Annotated in this window: 26 protein-coding genes; 17 read left to right on the top strand and 9 right to left on the bottom strand. The window is 72.0% G+C overall.

Annotated features, from left to right (window positions below; translation table 11 throughout):
• Positions 1-147: 147 nt before the first annotated feature.
• The 6 genes from OHS33_RS23245 to OHS33_RS23220 all read left to right on the top strand — a co-directional run bounded on the left by OHS33_RS23245 (position 148) and on the right by OHS33_RS23220 (position 4,909).
• Positions 148-1,521 carry an amino acid deaminase gene (locus tag OHS33_RS23245; protein ID WP_330332336.1) on the top strand — a complete coding sequence of 458 codons (1,374 nt, stop codon included), beginning with the start codon at positions 148-150 and terminating at the stop codon, positions 1,519-1,521.
• A gap of 71 nt (positions 1,522-1,592) precedes the next feature.
• On the top strand, positions 1,593-2,603 hold the full coding sequence (locus OHS33_RS23240; protein ID WP_330332335.1) for a YdcF family protein: 1,011 nt from the start codon (positions 1,593-1,595) through the stop codon (positions 2,601-2,603).
• Between the two features lie 86 nt (positions 2,604-2,689).
• Positions 2,690-2,875, top strand: coding sequence for a hypothetical protein (locus OHS33_RS23235; RefSeq protein WP_330332334.1), 186 nt, complete (start codon positions 2,690-2,692; stop codon positions 2,873-2,875).
• A 162-nt stretch (positions 2,876-3,037) separates the two neighbouring features.
• A complete protein-coding gene (locus tag OHS33_RS23230; RefSeq protein WP_330332333.1) occupies positions 3,038-3,544 on the top strand; it encodes a peptidylprolyl isomerase in 507 nt (168 codons plus the stop codon).
• Positions 3,545-3,695: 151 nt separating this feature from the next.
• Positions 3,696-4,130, top strand: a complete 435-nt coding sequence (locus OHS33_RS23225) for a nitroreductase/quinone reductase family protein (protein ID WP_330332332.1) — start codon at positions 3,696-3,698, stop codon at positions 4,128-4,130.
• Between the two features lie 53 nt (positions 4,131-4,183).
• Positions 4,184-4,909: an SMI1/KNR4 family protein gene (locus OHS33_RS23220; protein ID WP_330332331.1), complete on the top strand. Its 726-nt coding sequence runs from the start codon at positions 4,184-4,186 to the stop codon at positions 4,907-4,909.
• A gap of 8 nt (positions 4,910-4,917) precedes the next feature.
• On the opposite strand, the gene OHS33_RS23215 is transcribed toward OHS33_RS23220, so the two are convergent.
• Positions 4,918-5,394 carry a macro domain-containing protein gene (locus tag OHS33_RS23215; RefSeq protein ID WP_330332330.1) on the bottom strand — a complete coding sequence of 159 codons (477 nt, stop codon included), beginning with the start codon at positions 5,392-5,394 and terminating at the stop codon, positions 4,918-4,920.
• Between the two features lie 94 nt (positions 5,395-5,488).
• Here OHS33_RS23215 and OHS33_RS23210 point away from each other — a divergent pair, with 94 nt between their 5' ends.
• Positions 5,489-6,097, top strand: coding sequence for a TetR/AcrR family transcriptional regulator (locus OHS33_RS23210; RefSeq protein ID WP_330332329.1), 609 nt, complete (start codon positions 5,489-5,491; stop codon positions 6,095-6,097).
• Complete coding sequence (locus tag OHS33_RS23205; protein WP_330332328.1) at positions 6,094-6,690, top strand: dihydrofolate reductase family protein; 597 nt, start codon at positions 6,094-6,096, stop codon at positions 6,688-6,690. Before OHS33_RS23210 ends, OHS33_RS23205 begins: the two co-directional genes overlap by 4 nt.
• A gap of 22 nt (positions 6,691-6,712) precedes the next feature.
• Here the strand turns inward: OHS33_RS23205 and OHS33_RS23200 are convergent, their stop codons facing one another.
• The gene (locus OHS33_RS23200; RefSeq protein WP_330332327.1) at positions 6,713-6,895 is read right to left on the bottom strand and encodes a DUF397 domain-containing protein; all 183 of its coding nucleotides are present in this window, start codon (positions 6,893-6,895) and stop codon (positions 6,713-6,715) included.
• The gene (locus tag OHS33_RS23195; RefSeq protein ID WP_330335160.1) at positions 6,892-7,749 is read right to left on the bottom strand and encodes a helix-turn-helix domain-containing protein; all 858 of its coding nucleotides are present in this window, start codon (positions 7,747-7,749) and stop codon (positions 6,892-6,894) included. The genes OHS33_RS23200 and OHS33_RS23195 overlap by 4 nt, the downstream gene beginning before the upstream one ends.
• Before the next feature lie 109 nt (positions 7,750-7,858).
• On the opposite strand from OHS33_RS23195, the gene OHS33_RS23190 reads away from it, so the two are divergent.
• The 3 genes from OHS33_RS23190 (at position 7,859) to OHS33_RS23180 (ending at position 11,251) form a co-directional block, all read left to right on the top strand.
• A complete protein-coding gene (locus tag OHS33_RS23190; protein ID WP_330332326.1) occupies positions 7,859-8,248 on the top strand; it encodes an ATP-binding protein in 390 nt (129 codons plus the stop codon).
• A 1,287-nt stretch (positions 8,249-9,535) separates the two neighbouring features.
• On the top strand, positions 9,536-10,747 hold the full coding sequence (locus tag OHS33_RS23185) for a pyridoxal phosphate-dependent aminotransferase (protein WP_330332325.1): 1,212 nt from the start codon (positions 9,536-9,538) through the stop codon (positions 10,745-10,747).
• Between the two features lie 93 nt (positions 10,748-10,840).
• A complete protein-coding gene (locus tag OHS33_RS23180; protein ID WP_330332324.1) occupies positions 10,841-11,251 on the top strand; it encodes an SCO4983 family protein in 411 nt (136 codons plus the stop codon).
• A 117-nt stretch (positions 11,252-11,368) separates the two neighbouring features.
• Here OHS33_RS23180 and OHS33_RS23175 read toward each other — a convergent pair whose 3' ends face one another.
• Positions 11,369-11,818, bottom strand: coding sequence for a hypothetical protein (locus OHS33_RS23175; protein WP_330332323.1), 450 nt, complete (start codon positions 11,816-11,818; stop codon positions 11,369-11,371).
• Positions 11,819-11,928: 110 nt separating this feature from the next.
• Here OHS33_RS23175 and OHS33_RS23170 point away from each other — a divergent pair, with 110 nt between their 5' ends.
• The 4 genes from OHS33_RS23170 to OHS33_RS23155 are packed head-to-tail and all read left to right on the top strand — an operon-like array spanning position 11,929 to position 16,487.
• Complete coding sequence (locus tag OHS33_RS23170) at positions 11,929-13,035, top strand: hypothetical protein (protein WP_330332322.1); 1,107 nt, start codon at positions 11,929-11,931, stop codon at positions 13,033-13,035.
• Positions 13,032-14,234, top strand: a complete 1,203-nt coding sequence (locus OHS33_RS23165; protein ID WP_330332321.1) for a toxic anion resistance protein — start codon at positions 13,032-13,034, stop codon at positions 14,232-14,234. Before OHS33_RS23170 ends, OHS33_RS23165 begins: the two co-directional genes overlap by 4 nt.
• Positions 14,231-15,862, top strand: coding sequence for a substrate-binding and vWA domain-containing protein (locus OHS33_RS23160; protein ID WP_330332320.1), 1,632 nt, complete (start codon positions 14,231-14,233; stop codon positions 15,860-15,862). The genes OHS33_RS23165 and OHS33_RS23160 overlap by 4 nt, the downstream gene beginning before the upstream one ends.
• On the top strand, positions 15,849-16,487 hold the full coding sequence (locus OHS33_RS23155; protein WP_330332319.1) for a hypothetical protein: 639 nt from the start codon (positions 15,849-15,851) through the stop codon (positions 16,485-16,487). The genes OHS33_RS23160 and OHS33_RS23155 overlap by 14 nt, the downstream gene beginning before the upstream one ends.
• A gap of 92 nt (positions 16,488-16,579) precedes the next feature.
• On the opposite strand, the gene OHS33_RS23150 is transcribed toward OHS33_RS23155, so the two are convergent.
• The gene (locus tag OHS33_RS23150; protein ID WP_330332318.1) at positions 16,580-18,418 is read right to left on the bottom strand and encodes a phosphoenolpyruvate carboxykinase (GTP); all 1,839 of its coding nucleotides are present in this window, start codon (positions 18,416-18,418) and stop codon (positions 16,580-16,582) included.
• Between the two features lie 211 nt (positions 18,419-18,629).
• Here OHS33_RS23150 and trhA point away from each other — a divergent pair, with 211 nt between their 5' ends.
• Positions 18,630-19,355, top strand: coding sequence for a PAQR family membrane homeostasis protein TrhA (gene trhA, locus OHS33_RS23145; protein ID WP_330332317.1), 726 nt, complete (start codon positions 18,630-18,632; stop codon positions 19,353-19,355).
• Positions 19,356-19,384: 29 nt separating this feature from the next.
• Here trhA and OHS33_RS23140 read toward each other — a convergent pair whose 3' ends face one another.
• The 3 genes from OHS33_RS23140 to OHS33_RS23130 form a co-directional block, all read right to left on the bottom strand.
• On the bottom strand, positions 19,385-21,433 hold the full coding sequence (locus OHS33_RS23140; RefSeq protein ID WP_330332316.1) for a thioredoxin domain-containing protein: 2,049 nt from the start codon (positions 21,431-21,433) through the stop codon (positions 19,385-19,387).
• A 48-nt stretch (positions 21,434-21,481) separates the two neighbouring features.
• A complete protein-coding gene (locus OHS33_RS23135) occupies positions 21,482-22,255 on the bottom strand; it encodes a recombinase family protein (protein WP_330332315.1) in 774 nt (257 codons plus the stop codon).
• Between the two features lie 224 nt (positions 22,256-22,479).
• A complete protein-coding gene (locus OHS33_RS23130) occupies positions 22,480-22,695 on the bottom strand; it encodes a recombinase family protein (protein WP_330332314.1) in 216 nt (71 codons plus the stop codon).
• Between the two features lie 203 nt (positions 22,696-22,898).
• Between OHS33_RS23130 and OHS33_RS23125 the strand changes: the two genes are divergently transcribed.
• Positions 22,899-26,075 (top strand): tetratricopeptide repeat protein, encoded by a 3,177-nt coding sequence (locus OHS33_RS23125; protein ID WP_330332313.1) that lies wholly within the window; start codon positions 22,899-22,901, stop codon positions 26,073-26,075.
• A gap of 84 nt (positions 26,076-26,159) precedes the next feature.
• Here the strand turns inward: OHS33_RS23125 and OHS33_RS23120 are convergent, their stop codons facing one another.
• Positions 26,160-26,399, bottom strand: a complete 240-nt coding sequence (locus OHS33_RS23120; RefSeq protein WP_330332312.1) for a hypothetical protein — start codon at positions 26,397-26,399, stop codon at positions 26,160-26,162.
• Between the last annotated feature and the right edge of the window lies 1 nt (position 26,400).

Raw genomic sequence — 26,400 nt, 5'->3', positions numbered from 1 at the left:
GAGGGCAACGGCACCCGCACCCGGCCGCAAGGCCTCGGCAGACCAGGGCAGGACGGGACACTTTGACCCGCCGTCACCCGGGATGTTAGACAGCAGAAGGCACAACCCGCAACGACCGTTGCCGTACACGCAACGCGAGGAGGCCCCATGTCCCACGCCCCCGCAGCCGCAACCACCACCGCCGCCGCCGCTGGGCGACCGGCCGACGCCGTAGGGCGACTCGCCGACGAACCGGTCGACCACCGTTTCAAGGGCCTCCCCCCGGACGCCGAGGCCGCCGGCCTCACCGTCGGCGAGCTGGCCGCCCAGCGCCGCGACCTGCACACCGGCGGGTTCACCACCCCCGTCCTGACCCTGGATGCCGACGCCCTCGCGCACAATCTCGCCGTCCTCGGCCGCTACACCGCCCGGCACGGCCTCGCCTTCGCCCCGCACGGCAAGACGTGCATGTCCCCGCAGCTCTTCGAGCGCCAGCTGGAGCACGGGGCCTGGGGCATCACCGCCGCGATGCCCCACCAGGCCCGCGTCTACCGCGCCTTCGGCATCCAGCGGATCTTCCTGGCCAACCAGCTCGTCGACCCCGCCGCGCTGCGCTGGGTCGCCGCCGAGCTGGCCGCGGACCCGGAGTTCCGGTTCGTCTGTTACGTCGACTCCGTGCGCGGCGTGGAGCTGATGGACCAGGCCCTGGCCGAGGCAGGGGCCGGGGCAGGCGCAGGAGCCGCGGCGGACGCCACCCGCCGCCCCGTGGACGTCGTCATCGAACTCGGCGCCGGCGAGGGGGCCCGTACCGGCGCCCGTACCGAGGACGACTGCCGCGCCGTCGCGGACGCGGTCGCCCGTACCGCCACGCTGCGCCTGGTCGGCGTCGCGGGCTACGAGGCCGAGGTGCCCGGCGCCGACGCCGCGAAGGTCACCGCCTGGCTGCGCCGCATGACCGCCCTCACCGTCGCCTTCGACGAGGAGGGCCGCTTCGGCGCCCTCGCCCCCGGCGAGGAGATCATCGTCAGCGCGGGCGGCAGCGCCTGGTTCGACAGCGTCGCCGAGGTGTTCGCCGAGCTGCCGCCCCTGTCGGCGCCCGCCCTGAAGCTGCTGCGCTCCGGCGCGTACGTCTCGCACGACCACGACTGGTACACCAAGCTGACCCCCTTCAACCGGGTGCCCGAGGAGGGCGGGCTGCTCCCCGCCTTCCGGCTGTGGGCCCAGGTCGTCTCCCGCCCCTCCCCCACCCAGGCCTTCCTGAACGCGGGGAAGCGGGACATGGCCTACGACCTCGGGCTGCCGGTGCCCGAGGTGGTCCGCTCGGCCCGCGACGGGGTGGAGCGCCCGGCCGCCGGGCTGCGGCTGGTGAAGGTGTCCGACCAGCACGCCTGGCTGGAGACCGATGGCGCCGGGGACGTGGAGGTCGGCGATCTGGTGGGGCTGGCCATGTCCCACCCGTGCACGATCTTCGAGAAGTGGCAGCTGATCCCGGTCGTGGCGGCGGACGGCACGGTGACGGAGTTCGTGCGCACCTTCTTCTGATCCCGCTGAGGGACCTGCTGAGGGACCCGCTGGCGGCGGGCCGTTCACAGGGCGCACCTACGATGTGCGCCATGCTCGCCTTTGCGCCGTCTGTCCTGTTGTTCGTCCTCTTCTGCATCAGCGCGCGGGAGGACCGGCGGCGCTTCCGCAACGCGGTGTACCTGGGCCTGACCTGCATCAGCCTGTCCGTGGCGCTGCTGGCCCAGCTCCGGCACCTGCCGGGCGGGATCGGCCCGCTGGTCGCGCTGATGGTGTTCGCGGTCCCGGCCCTCGGTGTGGTCGCGCTGGCGCTGTTCCTGATCGCCAACGGCGTGACGATGGTCCGCAAGGAGGGCCGCAGCTTCGGCAACCTGCTGTCGCTGCTGGCCGGGCTCGGCATCGTCGCGCTGCTCGTGCTGATGGTGACCGCCGTGTCCGTCGGTTCGGCCGGGGCCACCGGGCCGGTGGTCACGGTCGTCCTGCTCGCGCTCTACGTCTCCTTCCTCTTCCTCTGCTTCCTCGGGTACGCCTTCCTGTACGGGCGGATCAAGGTGCGCGGCGACGTCGACTTCGTGGTGATGCTGGGCTCCGGCCTGATCGGCGGGGACCGGGTGCCCCCGCTGCTCGCCTCCCGGCTGCGCAGGGGCCGGGAGATCTACGAGGCCCAGACGGCCCGCGGCGGCCCCGCGCCGGTCCTGCTGACCTCGGGCGGCAAGGGCTCGGACGAGCAGGTCGCCGAGGCGCGGGCGATGGCGGACTGGCTGATCGCGGAGGGCGTTCCGGCGGAGCACGTGCGGCTGGAGGACCGTTCCCGCACCACGGAGGAAAACCTCCGGTTCAGCGAGCGGATCATGGCCGGGGCCGTGCCGGGGTACCGGTGCGTGGTGGTCACGAACAACTTCCACGCCTTCCGGGCGGCGATGATGGCGCGCAAGGCGCGGGTCAACGGCCAGGTGCTGGGTTCGCCGACGGCCGCGTACTTCTGGCCGAGCGCGACCATCCGCGAGTTCGTGGCGGTGTTCATGGAGCACAAGGTGGTGAACCTGGCCATCTGCGGGGCGCTGGTCGTGCTGGGCGTGCTGCTGACGCTGGCCACGGTGTAGGCCGAGTGGGCATCCTCCCGGCCCGAGGTGCGTTCAAGGGCGGGCCGCCGGAGGATGGGGCCAGGGGGCACTGGAGGAGGTACGCGATGGACAGTGAATCGGACCAGCAGCCCGGCCGTCCGGCCAAGCTCTTCTCGGGCGGGGAGCGGCCGTACGACCCTGAAGACCTCGTGATGGCACGCGGACAGGACCCGACTCCGGAGCGGCTCGAAAAGGCGCGCGAGCTGATCGAAAAGGAAGGCCCGTCGGTCATCGAGCGCTACCTCCCGTAGCCCGGCCCCGCCGGACTCCGAAGCTCCGAAGCCCCGGGGGCCCCGTCCCCGGGGCTTCCGCATGCCCTTGCTGGCACGGAATGCCAGGTCTGCGAAGCTGGAGGAAGATCCACACAAGGATCCGCACCAGCCAGCTCCCACCCCAGAAGGGACCGGACGCCCATGCCCCAGGTCAGACTGACCACCAATTTCGGCGCCATCGTGATCGACCTCGACGAGGAGAGGGCGCCCGCGACCGTGGCGAACTTCCTCTCCTACGTGGACAGCGGCCACTACGACGGAACGATCTTCCACCGGGTCATCCCCGGCTTCATGAACCAGGGCGGCGGCTTCACCCCGGACATGAACCAGAAGCCCACCCGGGCCCCGGTGGAGAACGAGGCGGCCAACGGCCTCAAGAACACCCTGTACACGGTCGCCATGGCCCGTACGAGCGCCCCGCACTCGGCGACCTCCCAGTTCTTCGTGAACACCGCGGACAACGCCTTCCTCGACCACACCTCCCCGACCCCGGGCGGCTTCGGCTACGCCGTCTTCGGCGCGGTCAGCGAGGGCCGCGAGGTGGTGGACGCCATCGCCGCGGTCAGGACGGGCCGCGCGGGCGGGCACGGCGACGTACCGGCCGAGCCGGTCCTGATCGAGCGCGCCGAGCGGGTCGCACAGGCCTGAGCGCCGCCGCCCGCCGCGGCGGGGGTACCGCCCCGAGTGGCGGTGCCCCCGCATTTCGGCCATCGTGACGGAAACCCTCGGTACCTCGTTAGCCCCGCACATCGTCACCGCGCACCGCGCACCGCGGGCACCACGGAGGGCAGGCACGCTCATGCAGAAGGCCGACGTCGACTGGGACCACCCCGCGGATCCCCCGGGCGAGCGGGAGCGGGCGCACGTCCGCGCGTACGCCGCCACCGGCGGCATCGACGGGCACCTCTGGCACGGCGTCCCCACCCTCCTGCTCACCACCATCGGCCGCGTCACGGGCCGCACGGCCCGCACCCCGCTGATCTACGCGGAGGACGAGGGCCGCCTGATCGTCGCCGCCTGGGCCGGCGGCCTCCCGGACTGGTACCGGAACCTCGAAGCCGACCCCGAGGTCCGCGTCCAGCGGGACCAGGCCCCCTTCCAGGCCAAGGCCCGCCCGGCCACCCGCGCCGAACGCGACGCCTACTGGCCGGCCCTGACCGCCCTGTGGCCCCCCTTCGAAGACACCCAGACCCGCGCTCCCCACGAAATCCCCCTGGCCGTCATCGACCGCTGAGGGCGCGGAAAATCCCTTACCGGCGCCGACACCTGTTTCGCTAGCGTGTGCCCATGAGCGAAGACATGTGGGCGGGAGTCCGGGAGCGGGTGCTGGGGCTCGCCGGACACCCCGGGGCGGACGAGGTCTTCGGGGCGAACCGGCACGGCTTCCGGCTCGGCCCGGTCCTGGGCGAGGAACAGCTCCGGTCGCTGGAGGCTGCCCTGGGCACCGGCCTGCCCGCGCAGTACCGGAGCTTCCTGCTCCGTGTCGGTGGCGGTGGAGCGGGCCCCCACTACGGCCTGATGACACCGGCCCTCGGCGACGGCGGGTGGCGGTGGCACGATGCCGGGCTGGCCTCCCCCGCGCAGGTGACCACCGCCGCGTTCGCCGGACGGCCCTTCGTCGCCGAGGCGCTGCAGCATGAGTTCGACGCGCTGGAGGCGCGGAATCCCGAGCGGGACGCCTACCCCTCCGAAGACGCGTTCCAGCGTGCGCGCACCGCCTGGGACGCGCGCTACGTGGAGCTGGACGAGGCCCGCGAAGCGGGCACCGTGTTCCTCAGCGAGCGGGGGTGCGGATATGTGTCCCTGCTGGTGATGACGGGCCCGCACCGGGGCGCCATCTGGCAGGACCTGCGGCCGATGGACCAGGGGATCCAGCCGACCGGGCACGACTTCGCGCACTGGTACCGGAGTTGGCTGGAGGACACCGAGCAAGAGCTCGGCGTGACACCACCAGCGCCCACCGCACCTCCCGCACCTCCCGCACCAACCCCCCGAAGGCGCGCATTCGGGTAGGCGCGCCGTCAGTCGAAGTCGTAGACCGTCACCGGGACGTCGCGGGCGGAGAGGGCCCCGGTGATCAGGGGTTCGATGCGGGGCCACGTGCCGCCCGCGAGGCCGCAGCCGATGCGCGGCATGTGGACGGAGGCGCCGAGGGTGACGGCGTGGCCGGCCAGGGCCGTGAGGCAGCGCTCGATGGCGTCGTAGCGGACGGGCGGGCCGCCACTGCCGGTGCGTATGCCGTGCTGGCCGATCATGTTGGCGACCCATACGTCCGGCTGGACCTGCACGAGCTGTACGGCGCCCAGCCCGAAGTCGTTCCCGCTGCGGCCGCGGTGCCAGGACCGGTACGCGGACTCGGGCGCCGCCCACCGCTTCGAGACCGCCACGACGAACCCCTTGCCCCAGCCGCCCAGGTCGTTGCAGACGTGGGCGATGATCTTCGGCCCTTTGGCCTGGGGACTCGTCGCGTCCCCCTTGATGATCCGCATCGGCTCCATGGGGCCATGCTCCCAGGGGGCACTGACACACGACCGCGTGCTTTAATGAATGAACAGGCATTCACTAACGCGCCCATCCCAGGAGCACCCGCCCATGCGCCCCCGTACCGTCGACGACGCCGTGATCCTCCGGGCCGCCGTGGAGGTCATGGGGCGGACCGGGCCCGCGAAGCTCACGCTCGCGGCCGTCGCGCGGGAGTGCGGGCTGGTGGCCGGGACGCTGGTGCAGCGGTTCGGGTCGAAGCGCGGGATGCTGCTCGCGCTCGCCGCGCACGGGGAGCGGGATCTCGCCGGGCTGAGCGAGCGCGTCCGCGCCGAGCACGCGTCGGCCCTCGACGCGCTCGCCGCCCTGATCGCCGCCGCCTGGAGTCCGCTGGCCGGGCCCACCGCCTACGCGAACCACCTGGCCTTCCTGTGCGCGGACCTCGCCGACCCCGAGTTCCGGCGGCTCGCGCTCGACGCGCAGCGGGCCCAGCACGCGGCGGTCCGCGAGCTGCTGGACCTCGCCCGCGCGGAGCTGCGCCCGGGCGCCGACACCGGCGCGCTCGCCGACGCCGTACAGGCGGCGGTCACCGGGGCCGGGCTGCTGTGGGCCGTGGACCAGGAGGGCGACCTGGGCGGCCGCCAGCGCGCGGCGCTGGACCGCGTCCTGGCCCCGCACCGACGACGTACCCACCGACGACACGAGGAGGACCCCTCATGAGCAACTCCGGCGACCCCACCAGCTACCGCGCGGACGACGCCGGGCGGCCCGGCAAGGTCCCGCGCGGCGGCCGCCCGTTCCGGACGTCCGTGACCATCGGGGTCAGCCTCGACGGGTTCATAGCCCGCCCCGACGGCGACATCGAGTGGCTCACGATGCGGGGCGCGCAGGCCGGGGAGACGGGCTACCAGGAGTTCATGGAGGGGATCGACACCCTGGCGCTGGGGCGCCACACCTACGAGAAGGTGCTCAGCTTCGGCTTCTGGCCGTACGAGGGCAAGCGCGTCGCCGTCCTCAGCACCGGGCTGACCACGGACGACCCGCGCGTCACCGTCCACCGTTCGCTGCCGGAGCTGCTGGCCGCGCTGACCGAACAGGGCGCGCGCCACGTATACGTGGACGGCGGGAAGATGATCCAGACCTTCCTGCGGGAGGACCTGCTGGACGAGCTGATCATCACCACCGCCCCGGTCCTGATCGGCGAGGGCCTCCCCCTCTTCGGCACGCTGGACCGCGACATCGACCTCCAGCTGACCGCCGCGAAGGTGCTGGACGCGGGGTTCATGCAGACGACGTACGCCGTGCGCCACTAGGGCAGGTGGGGAGGCGTTCGTGTCAGCCTGCGGCGTACCGCACGAACCCGGTCCAGGTGGCGGGGGCCACGGCCAGGTGCGCCCGCTCCACGTCCTTTGAGTCCCGGATGAGGATCGCCTCGGGCGACACCGCCACCTCGACGCAGTCAGGACCGTCGTTGGTGCTGTAGCTGCTCTTGAACCACTTCGAGCTGGAGGCTGTCATGTCTCCCCTAGTACCTTCTCGATGAAAGTCAGCGACTGCCGAGGCGTGAGCGCCTGTGCCCGGATCATGCCATAGCGCATGTCCAGGATCTGGACCTCTTTCGGGTCGGTAATCAAGCGACTGACCAGCTGAACCTCGTTGTGCCCGACCGTCGTTCCGTCCTTGAGCCGGATGACCTTGAGCGACCCGGCAAGGCCTGCATGCTCTTGCACATCGGTGGGCATGACCTGGATCTCGACATGCCGCAGAACAGCGATCTCCAGCAGGTACTCAAGTTGGCGGCGCAACACCATTTCACCTCCGATCGGCCGCCGAAGCACCGCCTCCTCCTGCACCACGGTCAGCAACGGAGCCGGATGTTGACGGAGTACGCACTGACGGGCCAGCCGGGCCGAGACCAGCCTCTCGACCTCGTCCTCCCCATAGGCTGGCCGCCGGAGGGCGTACAGGGCGCGCGCATACTCTTCGGTCTGCAACAAGCCGGGCACAACGATGTTGTCGTAGGCACCGATCTCCACCGCTTCGGCCTCCAGCTTGGCCAAGGCCCGGACCTTCTTGGGATGGCGGGCCCTTTCCACGTCGGTCTTCATCGCGGCGATCTTGCCGCTCGCGCCGAGGATCTCGTCCGCCTTGTCCAGGTACTCCGGGCGTGGAATTCGGGCGCCGCGCTCGATCTTGTAGATGAGATTCGGGCCGTATCCCATGCGCGTACCGAACTGGGTTCGGTCCAACCCGGCCGCCTCCCGCCACATTTTCAACTGGCGTCCCACGGTGGCGATAACCGCCCCCGCTTCATCTTCCGGATCGAGTTCCCAACTCGATTCACTCGACTCATCGGCGCCATCTGCGTTCATCTGCACCCCCGAGGGACAGGCGGGACTGGGCGGGACCGCCCGGGACAGCCGCCGTACACGGCGGACTCTTCCCTGTTCAGGTTACGCACGGGTCGCCACGCTGAGTGACGTGAATCGAGAAATCGCCTTCGTGGCCACGCTCCCCGCCACCCCGCACGGCGCCCGCGCCGCCCGGCAGCTCGCCGTCTCGCAACTGGCGGACTGGGGGCTCCCGTTCCATGACGCGGCCCATGTCGTCGCCGAACTCGCGAGCAACGCCGTGACGCACGGCCGGGTCCAGGGGCGGGGGTTCCGGCTTCGGATCGCCGCCGTCGGCACCACGCTACGTATCGAGGTGAGCGATACGCGCGACGAGTGCACACCGGCCCCGGTCGCCGAATTCCCCTCCCCCGAGGCCGAGTCCGGCCGGGGGCTGGCACTCGTCGCGGCACTGGCGGACCGCTGGGGAGTCTCGACGGGTCCCGTTCCACTGAAAACGGTCTGGGCGGAAATTGGTTGACCGGATCCCGGATCACCGGATCACCGGATCTGAGTTTCCACGTCCCGGTGGACGGCGAAGCGGTTCCGTACGACGTAACCCCGGCTCCGCCGGGGCGCGGTTGCGCCGCTCATGGGTGCGTTGTGCGCGTCCGGGGTCGGCGAGGTTCCGGGGGCTGCCCGCCAGTTCAACTGTCTCTTCGCGGTGCCGTGACCTGTCAAGGGCGCTCCCTACGGTCGCGTCGCTACGCGATGGCCTACGGCCACCCTTGACAGATCCCGTCCCCACGAAAAGCCAAGAACTGTCGGGCGGCCCCCGGGGGAAGGCAGGGGGGACAGGAGCCACTAACCGGGGTTCCGGGCGGGTGGGCCAGGGGCCAGGTGCGGCCCAGCCGCGCCCTCCGGGCGGACAGACGACAGACGACAAGCAACAGACCCGCACAGAGATCGCTACACAGTCCCGGCCGGAGAGGCGTCTGCGGGCTGTTTGTGGCCCGGACCTCGGTCAAGCCGAGGTGGAGAGGGGTCAAGCGGTCGTCCATCCCAAAACGAGGGCCCTAAAGCACCACAAAAAGGGCATTTTGGAGGAGTATTGAGTGTCAGGTGCGGCCTGACCCGAATCCACGCTCATCCAGCCGAGCTTTCGGCCTCCCCTCGCCACCCGCCAGCCCCAGACAGCCCGCAGACGCCGCTCCGAGAGGAGCGCGTAGCGATTTCCTCGCGTTCCTGTCCGCCCGGAGGGCGCGGCTGGGTCGCACCCCGGACCGGGGCCGCCCGCTCCCACCCCCGGCCCATGGTCCAGGTCCCCCATGCCTTCCCCCGGGGGCCGCCCGACAGTTCTTGGCTTTTCGTGACGGGGTGGTCTGTCAAGGGTGGCCGCAGGCCATCGCGAAGCGACGCGAACGAAGAGAGCGCCCTTGACAGGCCGCACCGGCACGGAGAGACAGTTGAACTGACGGGCAGCCCCCGGCACCCCACCGACCCCGGACGCCCAAAGCCAGCGCCCCCGCGGCGCAGCCGCGCCCCCGCCCCGACCCCGGACGCGCGAAACCAGGCTCTCGCGGCGCAGCCGCGCCGCGACCCCTGGGCGACGTACGCCGCCGCGCCCACCGGCGTGACGAGCGCAACACCCGCCCGCGTCCCTCGCGCGCACCCCACCCATTCCGCAGGCCGGGACCCGGGGCCGCCCCCGGTTTCCAAGGGTGCGGCCCACCGCCACCCCGCCCATCCCGCGAACCAGGGCAATTCACCCTCACCCCGCGGGCCGAATCCCGCAGCGCGGGGGCGCCGGGCCCCGTAAGCTCCCGCCATGCAGGTGATCCAGTCAACGAAACTCGCCAATGTCTGCTACGAGATCCGCGGGCCCGTGCTCGAAGAGGCCATGCGGCTCGAAGCGGCAGGTCATCGCATCCTCAAGCTCAACACGGGCAACCCGGCGGCCTTCGGCTTCGAGTGCCCGCCCGAGATCCTTGAGGACATGCTCCGCAACCTGGGCACGGCCCACGGCTACGGGGACGCGAAGGGGCTGCTGTCCGCGCGCCGCGCGGTGATGCAGCACTACCAGACCAAGGGCGTCGACCTGGACGTCGAGGACATCTACATCGGCAACGGGGTCTCCGAGCTGATCCAGATGTCCATGCAGGCACTGCTGGACGACGGGGACGAGGTGCTCGTCCCCGCACCCGACTATCCGCTGTGGACCGCCTCCGTGTCGCTGGCCGGCGGCACCGCCGTGCACTACCGGTGCGACGAGCAGGCCGACTGGATGCCGGACCTGGCCGACATCGAGCGGAAGATCACCGACCGCACCCGCGCGATCGTGATCATCAACCCGAACAACCCGACCGGCGCCGTCTACGACGACGAGATGCTGCGCGGGCTGACCGACATCGCGCGCCGCCACAACCTGATCGTGTGCTCGGACGAGATCTACGACCGGATCCTCTACGACGGCGCCACGCACACGCCCACCGCGGCCATCGCACCCGACCTGCTGACCCTCACCTTCAACGGGCTCTCCAAGAACTACCGCGTCGCCGGTTTCCGCTCCGGCTGGATGGCGGTCTGCGGCCCCAAGCAGCACGCCTCGTCGTACATCGAGGGCCTGACGATCCTGGCCAACATGCGCCTGTGCGCGAACATGCCCTCGCAGCACGCCATCGCCACCGCCCTCGGCGGCCGCCAGTCGATCGAGGACCTGGTGCTGCCCGGCGGGCGGATCCTGGAGCAGCGCGACACGGCGTACGACCTGCTCACGCAGATCCCGGGGATCACCTGCGTGAAGCCCAAGGGCGCCCTGTACCTCTTCCCGAAGCTGGACCCCTCGGTCTACAAGATCAAGGACGACCGGCAGATGGTCCTCGACCTACTGCGGGCCGAGAAGATCATGGTCGTACACGGTACGGGCTTCAACTGGCCCGAGCCCGACCACTTCCGCATCGTCACCCTGCCCGCCGCCAAGGACCTGGCCGACGCCGTGACCCGGATCGGGAACTTCCTGGACGGATACAGCCAGCACTAGCGAGGCAGGCGCCCGGACCCGCGGCCGGATTCAGCTCAACTTTAGAACGGATCCAAGGTAGGATGGTCTCCTGACCCCGCAGGAGGCCCCCTCATGTACGAGCCGATCCGCACCAAGTCGGTCCACCGCATGAGCGGCGGCCACGCCGACCACCGCGCCGACTACCCGCACAGCAGCCGTGGCGAAGCGCTGGACACCCAGCTCGCCGGACACCTGGCCGCCCTGCTCGCCGTCACCGACGAGCTGGGGCTGGACGAGGCCGCCGAGCGGATCTCCGGCCAGGTCGCCCGGCTGCGCGGCCGCGTGCCCACCCGGATCAAGGGCCGGCCCGCCGCCGCCGGGGACGCCGGCCTGGGCGCCCTGCACCGGCGCGCCCACGACCTCGCCGCCCGCGCGCTCCTCGTCGCCGCCTCGCGCGCCGACACCGCCGTCGCGATCCTCGCCGCCGAGCGCATGGACGCGCACTCCGCCGCCGTCGCCGTCAACCCGGCAGGCGCCCTCTAGACGGCCCCGGTCCGGGGCCGCGGAGGCCTCGGACCGGGTGCCATTGATTCCGGTGCGGGCGGGGTCTTGGTGCGGGCCTGGGTCCCGGTGCCGCCGGGTGGGGCCTCCGGCGGGTCCTCAAACGCCGGACGGGCTGATATTGGCCGCCCGGCTGGGTTTGTCCGCCTGGCTGGGTTTGGCCTCCCGGGACAGGTCCACGCCTGCGATTCCGCACCATGGGATCACGCCCGCGGGCCAGACCGGGCCCACCGCTTCGGCGTGGCCGACTTCGCCCGGGTGGACGGCGGCCAGCTTCACCACGGCCTGCACGGGGACGTCGTTCCCCGCCTCGCCGCGGCGGAACTCGACGGTCACGACGTACCGGCCCGGACGCGCGGTGCGGCTCACCACCTCGACCCCGGCCACGACGCGGCGGCTTGCCGGATCGATTCGGCAGCCCGTCACCGCCACATCCTCGGCGACCGGCCGCGGAGGCTCGGGTCCGCTGCTCGCCCACACGTACAGGCCGAACGGGACGAAGACCATTCCCGCAGCCACCATCACCAGCGCCGCCAGCCACCCGCTCACTTGCCTCATGGTTGTGCATCATTCACCCGCGGTCGAAGTGGGACCACCTGCTCACCTGACGTTCACTCAACCGCGCGCGGAATGTGGGTTTCCGTGAGCACGCTGCCCTCGTGAGACGCATCTTCGGAATCGCCCTGGCGGCCCTCCTGATCGGCGGCGTCATAGCCGTCATCTTCGTAGGCCACGGAGACCCGGGCACAGAGCGCGCGGCAACGAAGACCGTGCGGGGAGTCATCGGTTCGGAGAAGGCCGAGTTCTTCAACGACACCGAGGTGGTGAAGGCCCTCGCCGCCAAGGGCTACACCGTCAGGACGGAGACCTCCGGGTCCTGGGCGATGGACAAACTACCCCTGGACCAGTACGACTTCGCCTTCCCCAGCAGCAGTGAGCCCGCCAGCGAGATCGAGGCCAAGACCAAGCTCCAGGGCGCGCAGACCACCCGTCCCTTCTACTCGCCGCTCGTCGTGGTCGCCCGCGCCAGCGCCGCCAAGGTGCTCGCCGACAACAAGCTCGCGGTGATGACCGGCAAGCACAGCGGCACCCTGCTCATGGGGCCCTACCTCAAGGCCGCCGCCGAGGACCGCACCTGGCAGCAGCTGCCCGGAGCCGCGGCCGACGCCGCCCTGACCGGCACGGTGTTCATCAAGACCACCGACCCCGCCTCGTCCAACTCCGGCGCCCTCTTCCTCGCCGCGACCTCCAACGTCGCCAACAACAACACCGTCGTCTCCGACGACGCGGGCGTCAACCGCACCGCGCCCCTGCTGCGCAAGCTGATCGCCGTCCAGGGCGCCCTGCCGCCCTCCACCGACGACCCGTTCCGCGCCTTCATCAGCGGCGCCGGCGATCCGCTCATCCTGGTGTACGAGTCCCAGGTGGCCGCCCTGCTGATGCAGAAGCAGCAGCCCGCGGACCTCGACGCCATGGTGGTCCTCTACCCGGACACCACCGTCAACTCCGCGCACACCTTCGTACCGCTGAACGACAAGGCCAAGGACCTCGGCGGGCTGCTGGCCACCGACCCGGACCTGCGCCGCCTCGCCGTCAAGCACGGGCTGCGCCCGCAGGACGGGCTGGCCGAGTTCACCACCGCCACCGCCCCGCACACCGACTACCTCAACCAGAAGCTCACCGGAATCCGCCAGGTGAACACGCCCACCGTCACGATCCTGATGACGCTGGCGGCGCGCGCCAAGGCGCAGGGGGACACGCCATGACACTGACACCACCCGGCGGCCCCGGCGGCCCCGGGGACAGCCCGCTGGTCCTGACCGCCCCCGAACCCGTCGCCGCGATCCGCTCGGAACAGGCCTCGGGCCTGGTGCCGCTGCAGGACGGGGTCCGCGACGAGATGGCCCGCCGGGCCGGGGAGTACGTCGGTTCCCTCGCCGGACTCGACGCCCGCTCCCCCGAGTTCGCCCAGCGGATCGGCGAGATCGCCGGGCTCGGCGCCGCCGACGTCCGCAGCGCCTCCCAGCAGTCCAACCGGATGCTGGACCGGGCCGTCCGCTCGCTGGGCACCGACGGCGGCGACGCGCAGGCCCGGGTCGCGGGCTCCCTGGTCGAGCTGCGCCGCACCGTCGAGGACCTGGACCCGCGCGAGTCCCCCGCCAAGGGCGTCCGCCGCCTCATCGGCAGGCTCCCGGGCGGCAACCGGCTGCGCGACCACGTGGCGAAGTACGCCTCCTCCCAGGCCACCCTCAACGGGATCGTCGGCGCACTGCGCTCCGGCCAGGACGAGCTGCGCCGCGACAACGCCGCGCTGCACACCGAGCGGGCCCGGCTGTGGGAGACGATGGGCAAGCTCCAGGAGTACTCCGTCCTCACCGAGGCCCTCGACTCCGCGATCGGGCAGCGGATCGCCGACGCCGAGCACACCGACCCGGCGCAGGCCGACGCGCTGCGCGCCGACGTGCTGTTCCCGGTCCGGCAGAAGCACCAGGACCTGCTCACCCAGCTCGCCGTGTGCGCGCAGGGCTACCTCGCCATGGACGTGGTGCGGCGCACCAACGACGAACTGGTCAAGGGCGTCGACCGGGCCGCGACCACCACCGTCTCGGCGCTGCGGATCGCCGTCATGCTGGCTTCCGCGCTCGAAAGCCAGCGCAAGGTGGCCGACCAGGTCGACAGCCTGCGCGACACCACCGAAGAGCTGATCCGCGGCAACGCGGAGATGCTGTCCACGCAGAGCGGGGAGATCCAGCGGATCGCCGCCGATCCGGCCGTCGGGGCGGAGACCCTGCGCGCCGCGTTCGCACAGATCTACCGGACCCTCGACACCATCGACACCTTCAAGGTGCAGGCCACCGAGAACATGGCCGCCACCATCGAAGCCCTGACCGGCGAACTCCAGGCCGCATCAAGCCACTTGGCGCGCACCCGCACCGCGGGCGCCCTCGAAGGGAGCGAGCGATGAGCCGCCGCGGCGCGGTGCTCCGCAGACGGCTCGCGGCCGCCGTCGCCCTGACCGCCGCCCTGCTCGGCGCAGGCGCCTGTACGTCGTCGGGCGGATCCTCCGGCGATGGCACTCCGGGCAAGCCCAAGGAGTCGAAGTACCAGGAGGGCAAGCTGCGGGTGCTGGCCTCCAGCGAACTCGCGGACCTGAAGCCGGTCCTGGACCAGGCGAAGAAGGCCACCGGGGTCACCGTCGAGCTGACCTGGACGGGCACCCTGGACGCGGCCGAGCAGGTCGCCTCCGGGAAGGCCGACGGGAAGTACGACGCGATCTGGCTGTCCTCCAACGACTACCTGCGGCTGCGGCCCGGAGCGGCGGCGAAGCTCAGCTCCGAGACCCCGGTGATGTCCTCGCCGGTCGCGCTGGGCGTGCGGCCCGAGGCGATGGCCCGGCTCGGCTGGAAGCCGGAGGAGGTCACCTGGTCCGCCGTGCACCAGGCGGTGGCCGCCGGGAAGCTGTCGTACGGGATGACCGACCCGGTGCGCTCCAACTCCGGGTTCTCCGCACTGGTCTCGGTCGCCTCCGGCCTCTCGGGCGCCCAGTCCGCGCTGACCGACGCGGACGTGGCCAAGGCCACCCCGCAGCTCAAGGAGTTCTTCACCGGACAGAAGCTGACCTCCGGGTCCTCCGGCTGGCTCGCCACCGCCTACGCCAAGCGCGGGGATGTCGACGCACTCGTCAACTACGAGTCGGTGCTGCTGTCCATGAACCGGGACGCCAAGACGGGCCTGACCGTGATCCGCCCCCGCGACGGGGTGGTCACCGCGGGCTATCCGCTGACCCTGCTGACCTCGGCCCCGGCCGGGGCGCGCGAGTCGGGCCGCGCACTGACCGAGTACCTGCGGGGCGACGCGGCGCAGAAGGCGATCACCGAGCAGACCTTCCGCCGCCCCGTCGCCGCCGGGGTCGCGCCCGCGGCCGGGCTCGCCGCGGACAAGCGGCGCGAGCTGCCGTTCCCGGGCAGCCTCTCGGTCGCGGACGGACTGCTGGCCGCCTACGAGAACGTACTGCGCCGCCCCTCACGGACGGTGTACGTCCTGGACACCTCGGGCTCGATGGGCGAGGACCACCGGATCGACCGGCTGAAGGCGGCGCTCACCGACCTGACGGGCACCGGGACTTCGGGCACGGGAGCGCGCTTCCGGGACCGCGAGGAGGTCACCCTGCTGCCCTTCGGCGACAAGGTGAAGAAGGTCCTCACCCACGTCGTCGAACCGGGGAACCCAGGCAGCGCCCTGGACGCCATCCGCGGCGACGTGAAGTCCCTGGAGCCGGACGGGGGGACGGCGGTGTACGGCAGTCTGAAGGCGGCGTACCAGCACCTGGGCAAGGGCAGCGCCGACGCCTTCACCTCGATCGTGCTGATGACGGACGGGGAGAGCGGGGACAGCGTCAAGGACTTCGAGTCCTTCTACGCGGGCCTGCCGGACGCGCAGAAGCACACCCCGGTCTTCGCGGTGCTCTTCGGCGACTCCTCCCGCAAGGAACTCACCCGCATCACCGAGCTGACCGGCGGGCGGCTCTTCGACGCCACCGACGGCAACGGCTCTCTGAACGGCGCCTTCGAGGAGATCCGTGGCTACCAGTAGACCCAGTGGACGCGGCGCGGGCGCCGGGACCCGGGTCCTCGGCTACCTGGAGTCGAAGAAGAACCTGGCGGGCTGCGCCGGGGGCGTGGCCGGGCTGGCCCTGACCGTGTCGGGGGTGGCCGGGACGTTCTGGCCGGTGGTGGTGGCGGGGCTGTACGGCGCGGGCGCGCTGATCGCTCCGCCGGAGGTGGCCGTCGTACCGCCGGTTCCGGAGCCGGCCGAGGAACTGGGCACCCTGCGCGAGGACTTCGGGCGGCTGCGGGAGTACCTGGCGGAAGTGGACCTGACCCCGGCCGCCGGGGGCAGGCTCACCGAGCTGATGGACCTGTACGGGGCGATGCTCGACCCCGGCTGGGTGGCGGACGTACTGGCGGGCGACCCGGAGACGGTGCACGCGCTGTCCCGGGGGATCCGGCAGGACGTGCCGGAATGCGTGGACACCTACAACCGGACCCGCTGGTGGACCCGGCTGACACCGGGCGGCGAGTCGCCGGAACGGCACCTGGAGCGGCAGCTGTCGGCGCTGTACGACGAGGCGGAACGCCTGACGGCGGGCCTCCGAGAAGCAGAGGCCCGCCGTCAGCAGACGCACACGACCTATTTGGAAGGTCGCAGGGAATCCTAGTCGGGACATCCCGCGTCGGTCCGGCGGCCGGGGACAGCCGGCCGCGGTTCATGGGGCCACGTGGTGGTGGCCGGGGTGACTAGCCGGGACGGCTAGCCGAGGCGCTCGACCAGCGCGTGGTACTGGTCCCACAGCTCCTTGGGGGTGTGGTCGCCGTAGGTGTTCAGGTGCTCGGGGACCAGAGCGGCCTCGTCGCGCCAGATCTCCTTGTCGACCGTGAGCAGGAAGTCGAGGTCCTCGGCCGGGAGGTCCAGGCCGTCGGTGTCGAGGGAGGCCACGGTCGGCAGGATGCCGATGGGGGTCTCGACGCCCTCGGCGGTGCCGTCGAGGCGCTCGACGATCCACTTCAGGACGCGGCTGTTCTCGCCGAAGCCGGGCCACACGAACTTGCCCGCGTCGTTCTTGCGGAACCAGTTCACGTAGTAGATCTTCGGGAGCTTCGCCTGGTCCTTGTCGGCGCCGACGTTGATCCAGTGACCCATGTAGTCGCCCATGTTGTAGCCGCAGAACGGCAGCATGGCGAAGGGGTCGCGGCGCAGCTCGCCGACCTTGCCCTCGGCGGCGGCGGTCTTCTCGGAGGCGATGTTCGAGCCGATGAAGACGCCGTGGTTCCAGTCGAAGGACTCGGTGACCAGCGGCACGGCGGAGGCGCGGCGGCCGCCGAAGAGGATCGCGGAGATCGGGACGCCCTTGGGGTCCTCCCACTCGGGGGCGATCGTCGGGCACTGCGAGGCGGGGACGGCGAAGCGGGCGTTGGGGTGGGCCGCCGGGGTCTCGGACTCCGGGGTCCAGGCGTTGCCCTTCCAGTCGATCAGGTGCGCGGGCGCCTCTTCGGTCATGCCCTCCCACCAGACGTCGGAGCCGTCGGGGGTGAGCGCGACGTTCGTGAAGACGGTGTTGGCGTACATCGTCTTCATGGCGTTGGCGTTGGTGTGCTCACCGGTGCCGGGCGCGACGCCGAAGAACCCGGCCTCGGGGTTGATCGCGTAGAGCCGGCCGTCGGCGCCGAAGCGCATCCAGGCGATGTCGTCGCCGACCGTCTCGACCGTCCAGCCGGGGATCGTGGGCTCCAGCATGGCGAGGTTGGTCTTGCCGCAGGCGCTCGGGAACGCGGCGGCGATGTACTTCGCCTCACCCTGCGGCGGGGTGAGCTTGAGGATCAGCATGTGCTCGGCGAGCCAGCCCTCGTCGCGGGCCATGACGGACGCGATGCGCAGGGCGTAGCACTTCTTGCCGAGCAGGGCGTTGCCGCCGTAGCCGGAACCGAAGGACCAGATCTCGCGGCTCTCGGGGAAGTGCGAGATGTACTTGGTGGTGTTGCACGGCCACGGCACGTCGGCCTGGCCCTCGGCGAGCGGCGCGCCGAGGGTGTGGACGGCCTTGACGAAGAAGCCGTCGGTGCCGAGTTCGGCGAGGACGGGGGCTCCCATGCGGGTCATGGTGCGCATGGCGACGGCGACGTAGGCGGAGTCGGTGATCTCGACGCCGATCGCGGACAGCTCGGAGCCGAGGGGGCCCATGCAGAAGGGGACGACGTACATCGTCCGGCCCTTCATGGCGCCGCGGAAGATCCCCTTCTCGCCGGCGAAGATCTCCTTCATTTCAGAAGGAGCCTTCCAGTGGTTCGTGGGACCCGCGTCCTCGGCCTTCTCGGAGCAGATGAAGGTCCGGTCCTCGACGCGCGCGACGTCGGAGGGGTCGGAGGCGGCGTAGTACGAGTTCGGGCGCTTGGCGGGGTCGAGCTTCTTGAACGTGCCCTTGGTCACGAGCTCCTCGCACAGGCGCTCGTACTCGGCCTCCGAGCCGTCGCACCAGACGATGCGGTCCGGCTCGGTGATCGCCGCGATCTCGTCGACCCAGGCGATCAGTTCGGCGTGATCGGTGGGGAGGACCGTCGGGTGGGTGGTGGGAGCCGCGTTGTCGCGCGCCACGATTGCTCCTTGTTGAGGGGTTTGTTTGGTGTTTGCCCCGTGGGGGCTGCGACCCGGACGCTTCGCGCTCCGCTCATCCGGTGCCGACCGCACTCATCTGATCATCGGGTGCCTATGCGCATATGTCCAGGGGGCCTCTCACGTGAGCATCACCACTCGTGTCAATCTTCGGCAAAGGCCGCTAACCGAAACCTACGGACCCGTAGATAGCATGAGGACCATGACTTCTGACGCCGCCGCCGTGGCCGGACCCGAGGCCGGAGCCACCACCGGACCCATGGCTGAACCGCAGGTCGACGCCGAGGCCAAGCCGATGATGCGCGGCTGGCTGCACACCGGAATGTTCCCCGCCGTGGTGGTCGCGGGCCTGGCGCTCATGACGTTCACCGACTCGACGAAGGCCCGCGTGGCCTGTGGGGTGTACATCCTCACGGCCTGCCTGCTCTTCGGAGTCAGCGCGGTCTACCACCGGGGCACCTGGGGCCCGCGCGGCGAAGCCATCCTCCGCCGCCTCGACCACGCCAACATTTTTCTGATCATCGCAGGGACCTATACCCCGCTGACGGTGCTCCTGCTCCCGGCCTCCACCGGACGGACGCTCCTGTGGGCGGTGTGGATCGCCGCCGCGGCCGGCATCGCGTTCCGCGTCTTCTGGGTCGGCGCCCCGCGCTGGCTCTACACGCCCTGCTACATCGCCATGGGCTGGGCCGCCGTCTTCTTCCTCCCCGACTTCATGCGCTCGGGCGGGATCGCGGTCCTGGTGCTCGTGATCGTCGGCGGACTCCTCTACAGCGTGGGAGGGGTCATCTACGGGATGAAGCGCCCCAACCCCTCCGTGCGCTACTTCGGCTTCCACGAGGTCTTCCACTCGCTGACCCTGGTCGCCTTCGTCACCCACTTCGTGGGCATCGCGATGGCGGCCGCGCAGCACGCGTAACCCCCGAAGGGTCGGGGTCAGGGGCGGGGTCAGGGGCGGGCCGTGGCCAACTGCGCGGCCAGCTCCGCCGGGTCGGTCGTCGGCAGCGCGCAGACGAAGTGCCGGCACACGTACGCCGTCGGCGCGTCCCCTACGAGCGCCCGCCCGGTCAGCAGCGGGAACTCCCCCACGCTGCCGTCCGCCGTCCCCGGCACCCCGGCCGCCACCACCGCGCCGGGAGCCGCCCCCAGCAGCGCGGCCCGGTGCAGCGCGGCCGTCGCCGGATCCTCCGGATGCCCGGCCACCGCCACCTCGCGCGGCCCGTCCAGCAGCGCCTCGACCACCGCCAGGCCCTGCCCGATGAAGCGCGGGGCGCGCGGCCCGAGCGCCCCCACCACGCCGAGCGCCCGCTCCGCCGCCGTCCGGTGCGCCTCCGAGCCGGTGTGCGCGGCGTACGACAGGAGCGCCCCGGCGGCCGCCGTCCACCCCGAGGGCGCGGCGGTGTCCGTCGGGTCCTGCGGGCGCCGGATCAGCTGCTCGGCGTCGTGCGCGGTGTCGTACAGCGAACCGTCCTCGGCCGTGAACCGGTCCAGCACCAGATCCATGAGGAACCCGGCGAACTCCAGCCAGACCCCCTCCCCCGTGACCGACGCCAGCGCCAGGAACCCCTCGGCGACATCGCCGTAGTCCTCCAGCACCCCGGCGTTGACGCCGACCTGGCCGTCCTTGCTGGTCCGGGCGAGCCGGGCGCGGCCGTCCATGTGCACGCGCACCAGCAGGTCCGCCGCCTCGGTGGCGCGCTCGACCAGGTCGGGCCGCTCGAAGTACGCCCCGCACTCGGCGAGGGCGGCGATGGCCAGCCCGTTCCAGGCGGCCACGATCTTGTCGTCCCGCCCGGGCGCCGGCCGCTCCGCGCGCGCGGCGAGCAGCCGCGCCTTGATCCCGGCGACCCGCTCGGCATCGTCCGCGTCCGCCGCCAGCTGGAGGACGGACATCCCGTGCTCGAAAGTCCCCTCCTCGGTCACCCCGAACAGCGCCGCCGCGAACTCCCCGTCCGCCTGCCCCAGCACCGCGGTCAGCTGCGCCGGGGTCCACGCGTAGTACGCGCCCTCCACGTGCGCGCCGGTCGCCGGATCCTCGCTGTCGGCGTCCAGCGCGGAGGCGAAACCGCCCTCACGGGTGCGCAGCTCCCGGACCATGAAGTCGGCGGTCTCCAGCGCGACCCGCCGGGCCAGCGCGGAACCGGTGCTCCGCCACAGGTGCGCGTACGCCCGGCACAGCAGCGCGTTGTCGTAGAGCATCTTCTCGAAGTGCGGGACGACCCACTCCCGGTCCACGGAGTAGCGGGCGAAGCCGCCGCCGAGCTGGTCGTAGATCCCGCCGCGGGCCATCGCCTCACAGGTCTGCTCGGCCATCTGGAGCGCGCCCTCGGCCCCGGTGCGGGCGTGGTGGCGCAGCAGGAACTCGATGACCATGGACGGCGGGAACTTCGGCGCCCCGCCGAACCCGCCGCGCGTCTCGTCGAACTCCCGGACCAGCCCGAGCAGCGCCCGCGCGGGCACCTCCCCGCCGGGCAGTTCCGCCTTCCCGTAGTCCAGCTGACGCCCGGCCAGGTCCCGGGTCACCCGCTCCGCGACCTCGGCCACCTCCTCGGGCCGCCCGACCCAGGCGGTGCGCACCCCTTCGAGCACCTGCATGAAGGAGGGCATCCCGTGCCGCGGCTCGGGCGGGAAGTAGGTCCCGAAGTAGAAGGGCTGGGCATCGGCGTTGAGGAAAACGGTCATGGGCCACCCGCCCTGCCCCGTGGCGGCCTGGACGGCCTCCATGTAGACGGCGTCGATGTCCGGCCGCTCCTCGCGGTCGACCTTGATGTTGACGAAGTGCTCGTTCATGTAGGCGGCGGTTAGTTTATCCTCGAAGCTTTCGAAGCTAAAAACATGACACCAGTGACAAGAGCTGTAACCGACACTCAGCAGAACGGGTACGCCCCGCTCCCGCGCCTCCGCGAAGGCCTCCGGCGACCAGGGCCACCAGTCGACCGGATTGTCGGCGTGCTGGAGGAGGTAAGGGGAGGTCTCGTTCGCGAGGCGGTTCGACATGCCGCCCATCCTGCCGCACCTGCCTCCCGCCGCCACGTGACGGGGCCATCAGACCTGCGGTTCAGCACCCCGGATGCGATCAGCCCATTTCCAGACCGGAACGACGCGCGAGTGGTCCCAGGCCGGGGAGCCCTTCTTCCCCGGCCGGATCACCAGGCACGTGAGGACCGAGGCGATCACCTTGCGCTTCTCTTCGAACCCCATCTCGCCCGCATGCCAGCGCAATCGAATCGGCTCCGGGAGCCGGACCTTCCCCTGCCCGTCCGCGGGGAAGAGCGATCGGGCGATGGCATCCTCCACCAACGGGCCACTGATGGCACATTTCCCGCAACCGCGGCCGGCCGCCCCGTTGCAGATGTAGTTGTACGGGCTCTTACGGCTGCGCGTGCTCTTGCAGCCGCCCATGGGCTGATCACAGGTGCCGCCGCCCGCGACCTCGGCGCCACAGCGCAGGAACCCGCTGGCGAGGTACTTCGGCCCGGCTTTCCGGCCGGTCAGTCGCGGACTGAGCGAACCACGATGCATGTACAGGCTGCCCGCCGAGAACGTCGCGCAGACTGCCGTCCACTCCTCCGGAGTGACGATCGCCTGCCACGCCCCGGCCAACGGCGCACCCGTCTCCGGGTCCATCAGCAGTTCGCCCCGGTTGGCGCGGTAGCCGCACACCCGCGGAGCCGTGAGGATCTGGGTGATCGCCTGAGGGTTCGGCCGCCCCCCGCGCGTTCCGGTGACACCCAGCGCGCACCACTCGCGCGCCACCTCGCCGATGGGCTTTCCCCCGATGCGGTCCTCGATCGCCTTACGCACGAGCCCGGACTCCACCGGATGCAGGGTCTGCCGGTCCTCCTGCCAGCCGAAGGGTCTGGGGCCACTGTGCGGGAGCCCGTCCATGGCCCGCGACCAGTGCCAGTCCTGAACCCTCCGGCCATGCCTCCGCCGCTCCGCCATCGCCTCCTGGAGGGATTCCGCGCCCCGTAGGAGACCCGCCTTGCTGTACGGATCGCGCAGGCCGTCGCGGTCGACGTGCACGCGGCCCGGCGCGGACGTCAGCGCGGCCGGTCCCGGTCGTCCTTGGTGGCGCCGCACGCGTTGTCCGTGTACGTCGCCACGACGGCGCAGCCGTGCTCCCGGGCCGTGCGTTCGTTGATCCGGTGCTGGTGGCGCACGCCCCGCGCGTCGCGCTCGGGTGAGTCCTGGGACGTGCGGGCGTATGAGGCCACCGGCACGGGACCGCCTTCGGCGGTGTGAGGTATGGAGTCCACGTCGTTCTCCCGATCGAGCGTTCTTACGATGCCCGGCTCAACGCACGAGCAACCGGTCGGTTACATCTGCCACGCCAGACGCACGGTCAATTCGGCTGTGGCGCATGCCCGTTACCTCTGATCTCGCTCAGATTCCCTCGCGCTCCGGGGCGTCACGCCTCACACTTGGGCTTCGCGGGCGGGCTCTTCGGAGGAGGATGCGCATGCGGGTCAGTCATCGCGGTGAGGCCGAGCGTCTGCTGGTGCGGGCCGTCGACGAGGAGCTGTTGCGGTCCGGGGCGGCCGGGGACAAGGCGGCGTTGCTGGCGCGGGGGCGGGAGGCTCTCGATGCGCTGGCCGCCAGTGCCGCCGAGGAGTACGGGGCGTACGTGAGCGCCCTGGACGAGGCCGCGGCCGGGGAGTACTCGCTGCGCGAGGCGTTCCGGCGGCAGAGCGCCGGGGCGGCGATGCTGGCCTGTGCGGTGGCCGCGGCGGCCGCCTTCGGGATGGATCTGGCGCTCGACACGACTCCGGCGACGGCGGCGGCCGCGGGGGCCGTCGCGCTGGTCGCGGGCGGGCTCGCGACGGTCGCGAAGGTGACCGGCACCCATCTGCCGGCGGCGAGCCGCCGGGCCGGTGCGCTGGGGCAGCCGGGCGGTCCGGAGCAGCTCAGGCTGCAGTGGCTGTCGGCGCTGGAGGTGCGGGGCATCCGGCCGTTCCTGGAGCAGCAGCGGCAGGTGACGGCGGCGGCGCGGACGCAGCGGCCCACGCGGGCACCGCAGTTGCGCGGGGCGGACCGCAGTGCGGAGGCGCGCCGGCGCAGGATGCTGGAGCAGTCGTTCGGGCAGCTGCCGGAGCCCGACGGGCCGTTCGCGGGGCGGCGGGCGGAGCTGGGGCAGATCGCGCAGTGGGTGCAGGCGGCGCGGGCGAGTACGGAGACCCGCCCGGTGGTGGTCGTGCTGCACGGCGAGCCGGGTGTGGGGCGTACGGCGCTGGCGGTGCGGGCGGCGCACCAGCTGCGGGACCAGTTCCGGGGCGCGTGCGTGGTGGCGCTGAGCGGGAGCGGCGGGAGCGGTGAGGCGCCGCTGCCGACCCGGGAGGCGCTGCTGCACCTGCTGAACCGGCTGGGCGCGCCGCGCGAGCAGCTGCTGTTCCGGGAGCGGGCGTCGGCGGACCAACAGGTGCGCAGGCTGGCGGAGTTGTATCACCAGCATCTGCGGGGGATGCCGGTGACGGTGGTGCTGGACGACGCGGCGGACGCTGCGCAGGTGCGCACGCTGGTGCCGGAGCGTTCGGACAGTCTGGTGCTGGTGACGGCGCGGGAGGCGCTGGAGCTGCCGGCGGACACTCCGGCGTGGGTGCACCACCTGGCGGTGGAGCGGCTGGGGGCGGTGGAGTCCGCGGAGGTGGTGCGGGCGGGTGCGGCGGCGGCGGGCGTGGGCCCGTACGCGGAGGAGGTGACGGCGGGGCTGCTGGGGCTGGGGGCGGGGCTGCCGCTGGCGCTGCGGGTGCTGGCTCCGCTGGGCGGCGTACGGGCGGGTGAAGGGGGCCTGCTGGAGCGGGCGTTGGAGCTGGCGTACGTACGTCTGCCGGAGGACCGGCGGCGGCTGCTGCGGCGGCTCGCGCTGGCGGGGCGGGCCTCGCTGGGGGCGGCCGCGGCGGCGGCGCTGATCGGGGCGGACCAGGCGGAGGCGGTGCGGCTGCTGCGGGAGCTGGCGAAGGCGGGGCTGCTGGACCATGTGCGCGGGGAGCGGTTCCGGATGCACGACGCGGTGCGCGCGTTCGCGGCGGCGCGGCTGGCGGCGGACGAGGAGCGGGCTTCGGCGACGGCGGCGCACGAGCGGCTGATCCGGAACTACGCGCAGCTCGCGGACTCGGTGATCCGGATGGTCGACGGGAAGATGTCGACGCGGGCGAACCAGTTCGGCGGGCACGGTTTCGCCTCGCTGGACGCGGCGCTGAACTGGCTGGAGGAGGAGTCGAGCTTCATCACCTCGGCGCTGCGGCAGTCGGAGGGCGTGGACCAGCAGGCGGTGCTGGACCTGCTGGGGGCGTTGTGCGATTTCTGTCTGCTGCGCGGGGACCTGTACCGGCTCGGGGAGATCAACGAGCTGGCGCAGGCGGTGGACCAGGGTCTGCTGGTGCGTTCGGTGCAGTGGCGCACGGGGATCGCGGCGCGCCAGCTCGGTGAGCTGGACATGGCGCGTACGACGCTGACGTCGGTGGTGGACCAGTACATGGAGGCGCACCAGGAGGCGGGCGCGGCGATGGCGCTGGTCTCGCTGGGGATCACCCTGCACCACCAGGGGAACCTGCCGGAGGCGGCGGCGCGGATCCGGGAGGCGATCGCGTTGCAGGAGCCGCCGGAGCTGGCGGGTGACCGGGCGTGGGCGCTGCACGCGCTGGCGGCGGTGGAGCGGGACCTGGCGCACCTGGCGGAGGCGCTGGCGCTGCTGGAGCGCTCGCTGGTGCTGCACCGGGAGAACGAGAGCGTGCACGGCGAGGCGTGGGCGCACTTCCAGCTGGGGCAGGTGTGCCTGCGGATGGACGACGTGCCGCGCGCGGAGGCGGAGCTGCGGCTCGCGCTGGAGCTGTACGGGCGCACGCACGACGGCCGTGGCGAGGCGTGGGCGCTGACGCAGCTCGGGCGGGCCCGGGTGGTGGACGGTGATCCGGCGGTCGCGGTGGAGCAGCTGCGGGAGGCGCTGGCGCGGCACCGGGAGGCGGAGGACGCGCGGGGCGAGGCGTGGACGCTGTACTACCTGGGGCAGGCGCTGGAGGAGAGCGGGGAGCGGGATCCGGCGGTGCGGGAGCTGGAGCGGGCGCGGACGATGTTCTCGCGGATGCGGGACGTGTACGGGCTGGCGTGCGCGCGCCACCATTCGGGGCGGGTGACCCGGGACCAGCGGGCGGCCCAGACCGGGAACCTGCGCAATTCGGGGTTCGCCCGGCAGCTGCTGGTGGACGCGCGTGCCGATTTCCGGCGGATCGGGCTGGCCCACGGGGAGGGCTGGACCTGCCTGGAGCTGGCGGTGGTGGACGCGGGGAACGGGCGGCTGGCCCAGGCGGTGGGGCTGTGCGAGGAGGCGGGGCGGCTGTTCGCCTCGTACGGGGACCTGCGCGGCGAGGACTGGGCGCGCTTCCTGCGGTGCACGATGCTGCCGTACGCGACCCCGGGGCCGGAGGGTCTGGCGGCGGCCCGCGCGGAGCTGGCGGCGCTGCTGGCGGACCCGCATCCGGCGCGGGACGGGAAGCTGGAGGACTGCCTGGAGCCGTACGGGGTGATCCTGGCGCGCGGGGTGGACCCGGCGGAGGGCTGGCAGGCGTGGCGGCTGTCGATGGTCCCGGACCGGCACTCGCGGGAGATCATGGGGGTCCAGGTGGCGGCGCCGTCGGCTTAGGCGTGGGCGTGCGGCGGGCGCGCGGAAGCCGCCGCTCCGCACCCCCTGGCGGGGGCGGGGCGGCGGCTTCCGCGGCTACTCGTACTAGGAAGCCCGCGGGGCCTCGGCTGAGGCGGCCCCGGTCGTGGCCGCGGCCGGGTCGGGTGCCTCCTCGAAGGTGACCCGGCCCATGTGCCGGTTCATGGACTTCATCAGGAACCACACGCCGACGGCGAGGCCCGCGAAGACGATGAAGCCGAGGAGACCGGGGGTCACCTTGTTCTTGTCGAAGGTGTCACCCGCCAGCGGAAGGAGCTGGGTCAGTGCTGCCTGCGTAGCGCTCATA

It is taken from the genome of Streptomyces sp. NBC_00536, assembly GCF_036346295.1.
In the GTDB taxonomy this organism is placed as follows: domain Bacteria; phylum Actinomycetota; class Actinomycetes; order Streptomycetales; family Streptomycetaceae; genus Streptomyces.
Note: the sequence above shows the minus strand (reverse complement) of the source record. Positions and strands in the feature narration are given on the sequence as shown.

Excerpts from the sequence above, each read along its gene's own strand:
- OHS33_RS23245 (WP_330332336.1), top strand. The coding sequence starts at position 148 with ATGTCCCACGCCCCCGCAGCCGCAACCACCACCGCCGCCGCCGCTGGG.
- OHS33_RS23240 (WP_330332335.1), top strand. The coding sequence starts at position 1,593 with ATGCTCGCCTTTGCGCCGTCTGTCCTGTTGTTCGTCCTCTTCTGCATC.
- OHS33_RS23235 (WP_330332334.1), top strand. The coding sequence starts at position 2,690 with ATGGACAGTGAATCGGACCAGCAGCCCGGCCGTCCGGCCAAGCTCTTC.
- OHS33_RS23230 (WP_330332333.1), top strand. The coding sequence starts at position 3,038 with ATGCCCCAGGTCAGACTGACCACCAATTTCGGCGCCATCGTGATCGAC.
- OHS33_RS23225 (WP_330332332.1), top strand. The coding sequence starts at position 3,696 with ATGCAGAAGGCCGACGTCGACTGGGACCACCCCGCGGATCCCCCGGGC.
- OHS33_RS23220 (WP_330332331.1), top strand. The coding sequence starts at position 4,184 with ATGAGCGAAGACATGTGGGCGGGAGTCCGGGAGCGGGTGCTGGGGCTC.
- OHS33_RS23215 (WP_330332330.1), bottom strand. The coding sequence starts at position 5,394 with ATGGAGCCGATGCGGATCATCAAGGGGGACGCGACGAGTCCCCAGGCC.
- OHS33_RS23210 (WP_330332329.1), top strand. The coding sequence starts at position 5,489 with ATGCGCCCCCGTACCGTCGACGACGCCGTGATCCTCCGGGCCGCCGTG.
- OHS33_RS23205 (WP_330332328.1), top strand. The coding sequence starts at position 6,094 with ATGAGCAACTCCGGCGACCCCACCAGCTACCGCGCGGACGACGCCGGG.
- OHS33_RS23200 (WP_330332327.1), bottom strand. The coding sequence starts at position 6,895 with ATGACAGCCTCCAGCTCGAAGTGGTTCAAGAGCAGCTACAGCACCAAC.
- OHS33_RS23195 (WP_330335160.1), bottom strand. The coding sequence starts at position 7,749 with ATGAACGCAGATGGCGCCGATGAGTCGAGTGAATCGAGTTGGGAACTC.
- OHS33_RS23185 (WP_330332325.1), top strand. The coding sequence starts at position 9,536 with ATGCAGGTGATCCAGTCAACGAAACTCGCCAATGTCTGCTACGAGATC.
- OHS33_RS23180 (WP_330332324.1), top strand. The coding sequence starts at position 10,841 with ATGTACGAGCCGATCCGCACCAAGTCGGTCCACCGCATGAGCGGCGGC.
- OHS33_RS23165 (WP_330332321.1), top strand. The coding sequence starts at position 13,032 with ATGACACTGACACCACCCGGCGGCCCCGGCGGCCCCGGGGACAGCCCG.
- OHS33_RS23160 (WP_330332320.1), top strand. The coding sequence starts at position 14,231 with ATGAGCCGCCGCGGCGCGGTGCTCCGCAGACGGCTCGCGGCCGCCGTC.
- trhA (WP_330332317.1), top strand. The coding sequence starts at position 18,630 with ATGAGGACCATGACTTCTGACGCCGCCGCCGTGGCCGGACCCGAGGCC.
- OHS33_RS23140 (WP_330332316.1), bottom strand. The coding sequence starts at position 21,433 with ATGTCGAACCGCCTCGCGAACGAGACCTCCCCTTACCTCCTCCAGCAC.
- OHS33_RS23125 (WP_330332313.1), top strand. The coding sequence starts at position 22,899 with ATGCGGGTCAGTCATCGCGGTGAGGCCGAGCGTCTGCTGGTGCGGGCC.
- OHS33_RS23120 (WP_330332312.1), bottom strand. The coding sequence starts at position 26,399 with ATGAGCGCTACGCAGGCAGCACTGACCCAGCTCCTTCCGCTGGCGGGT.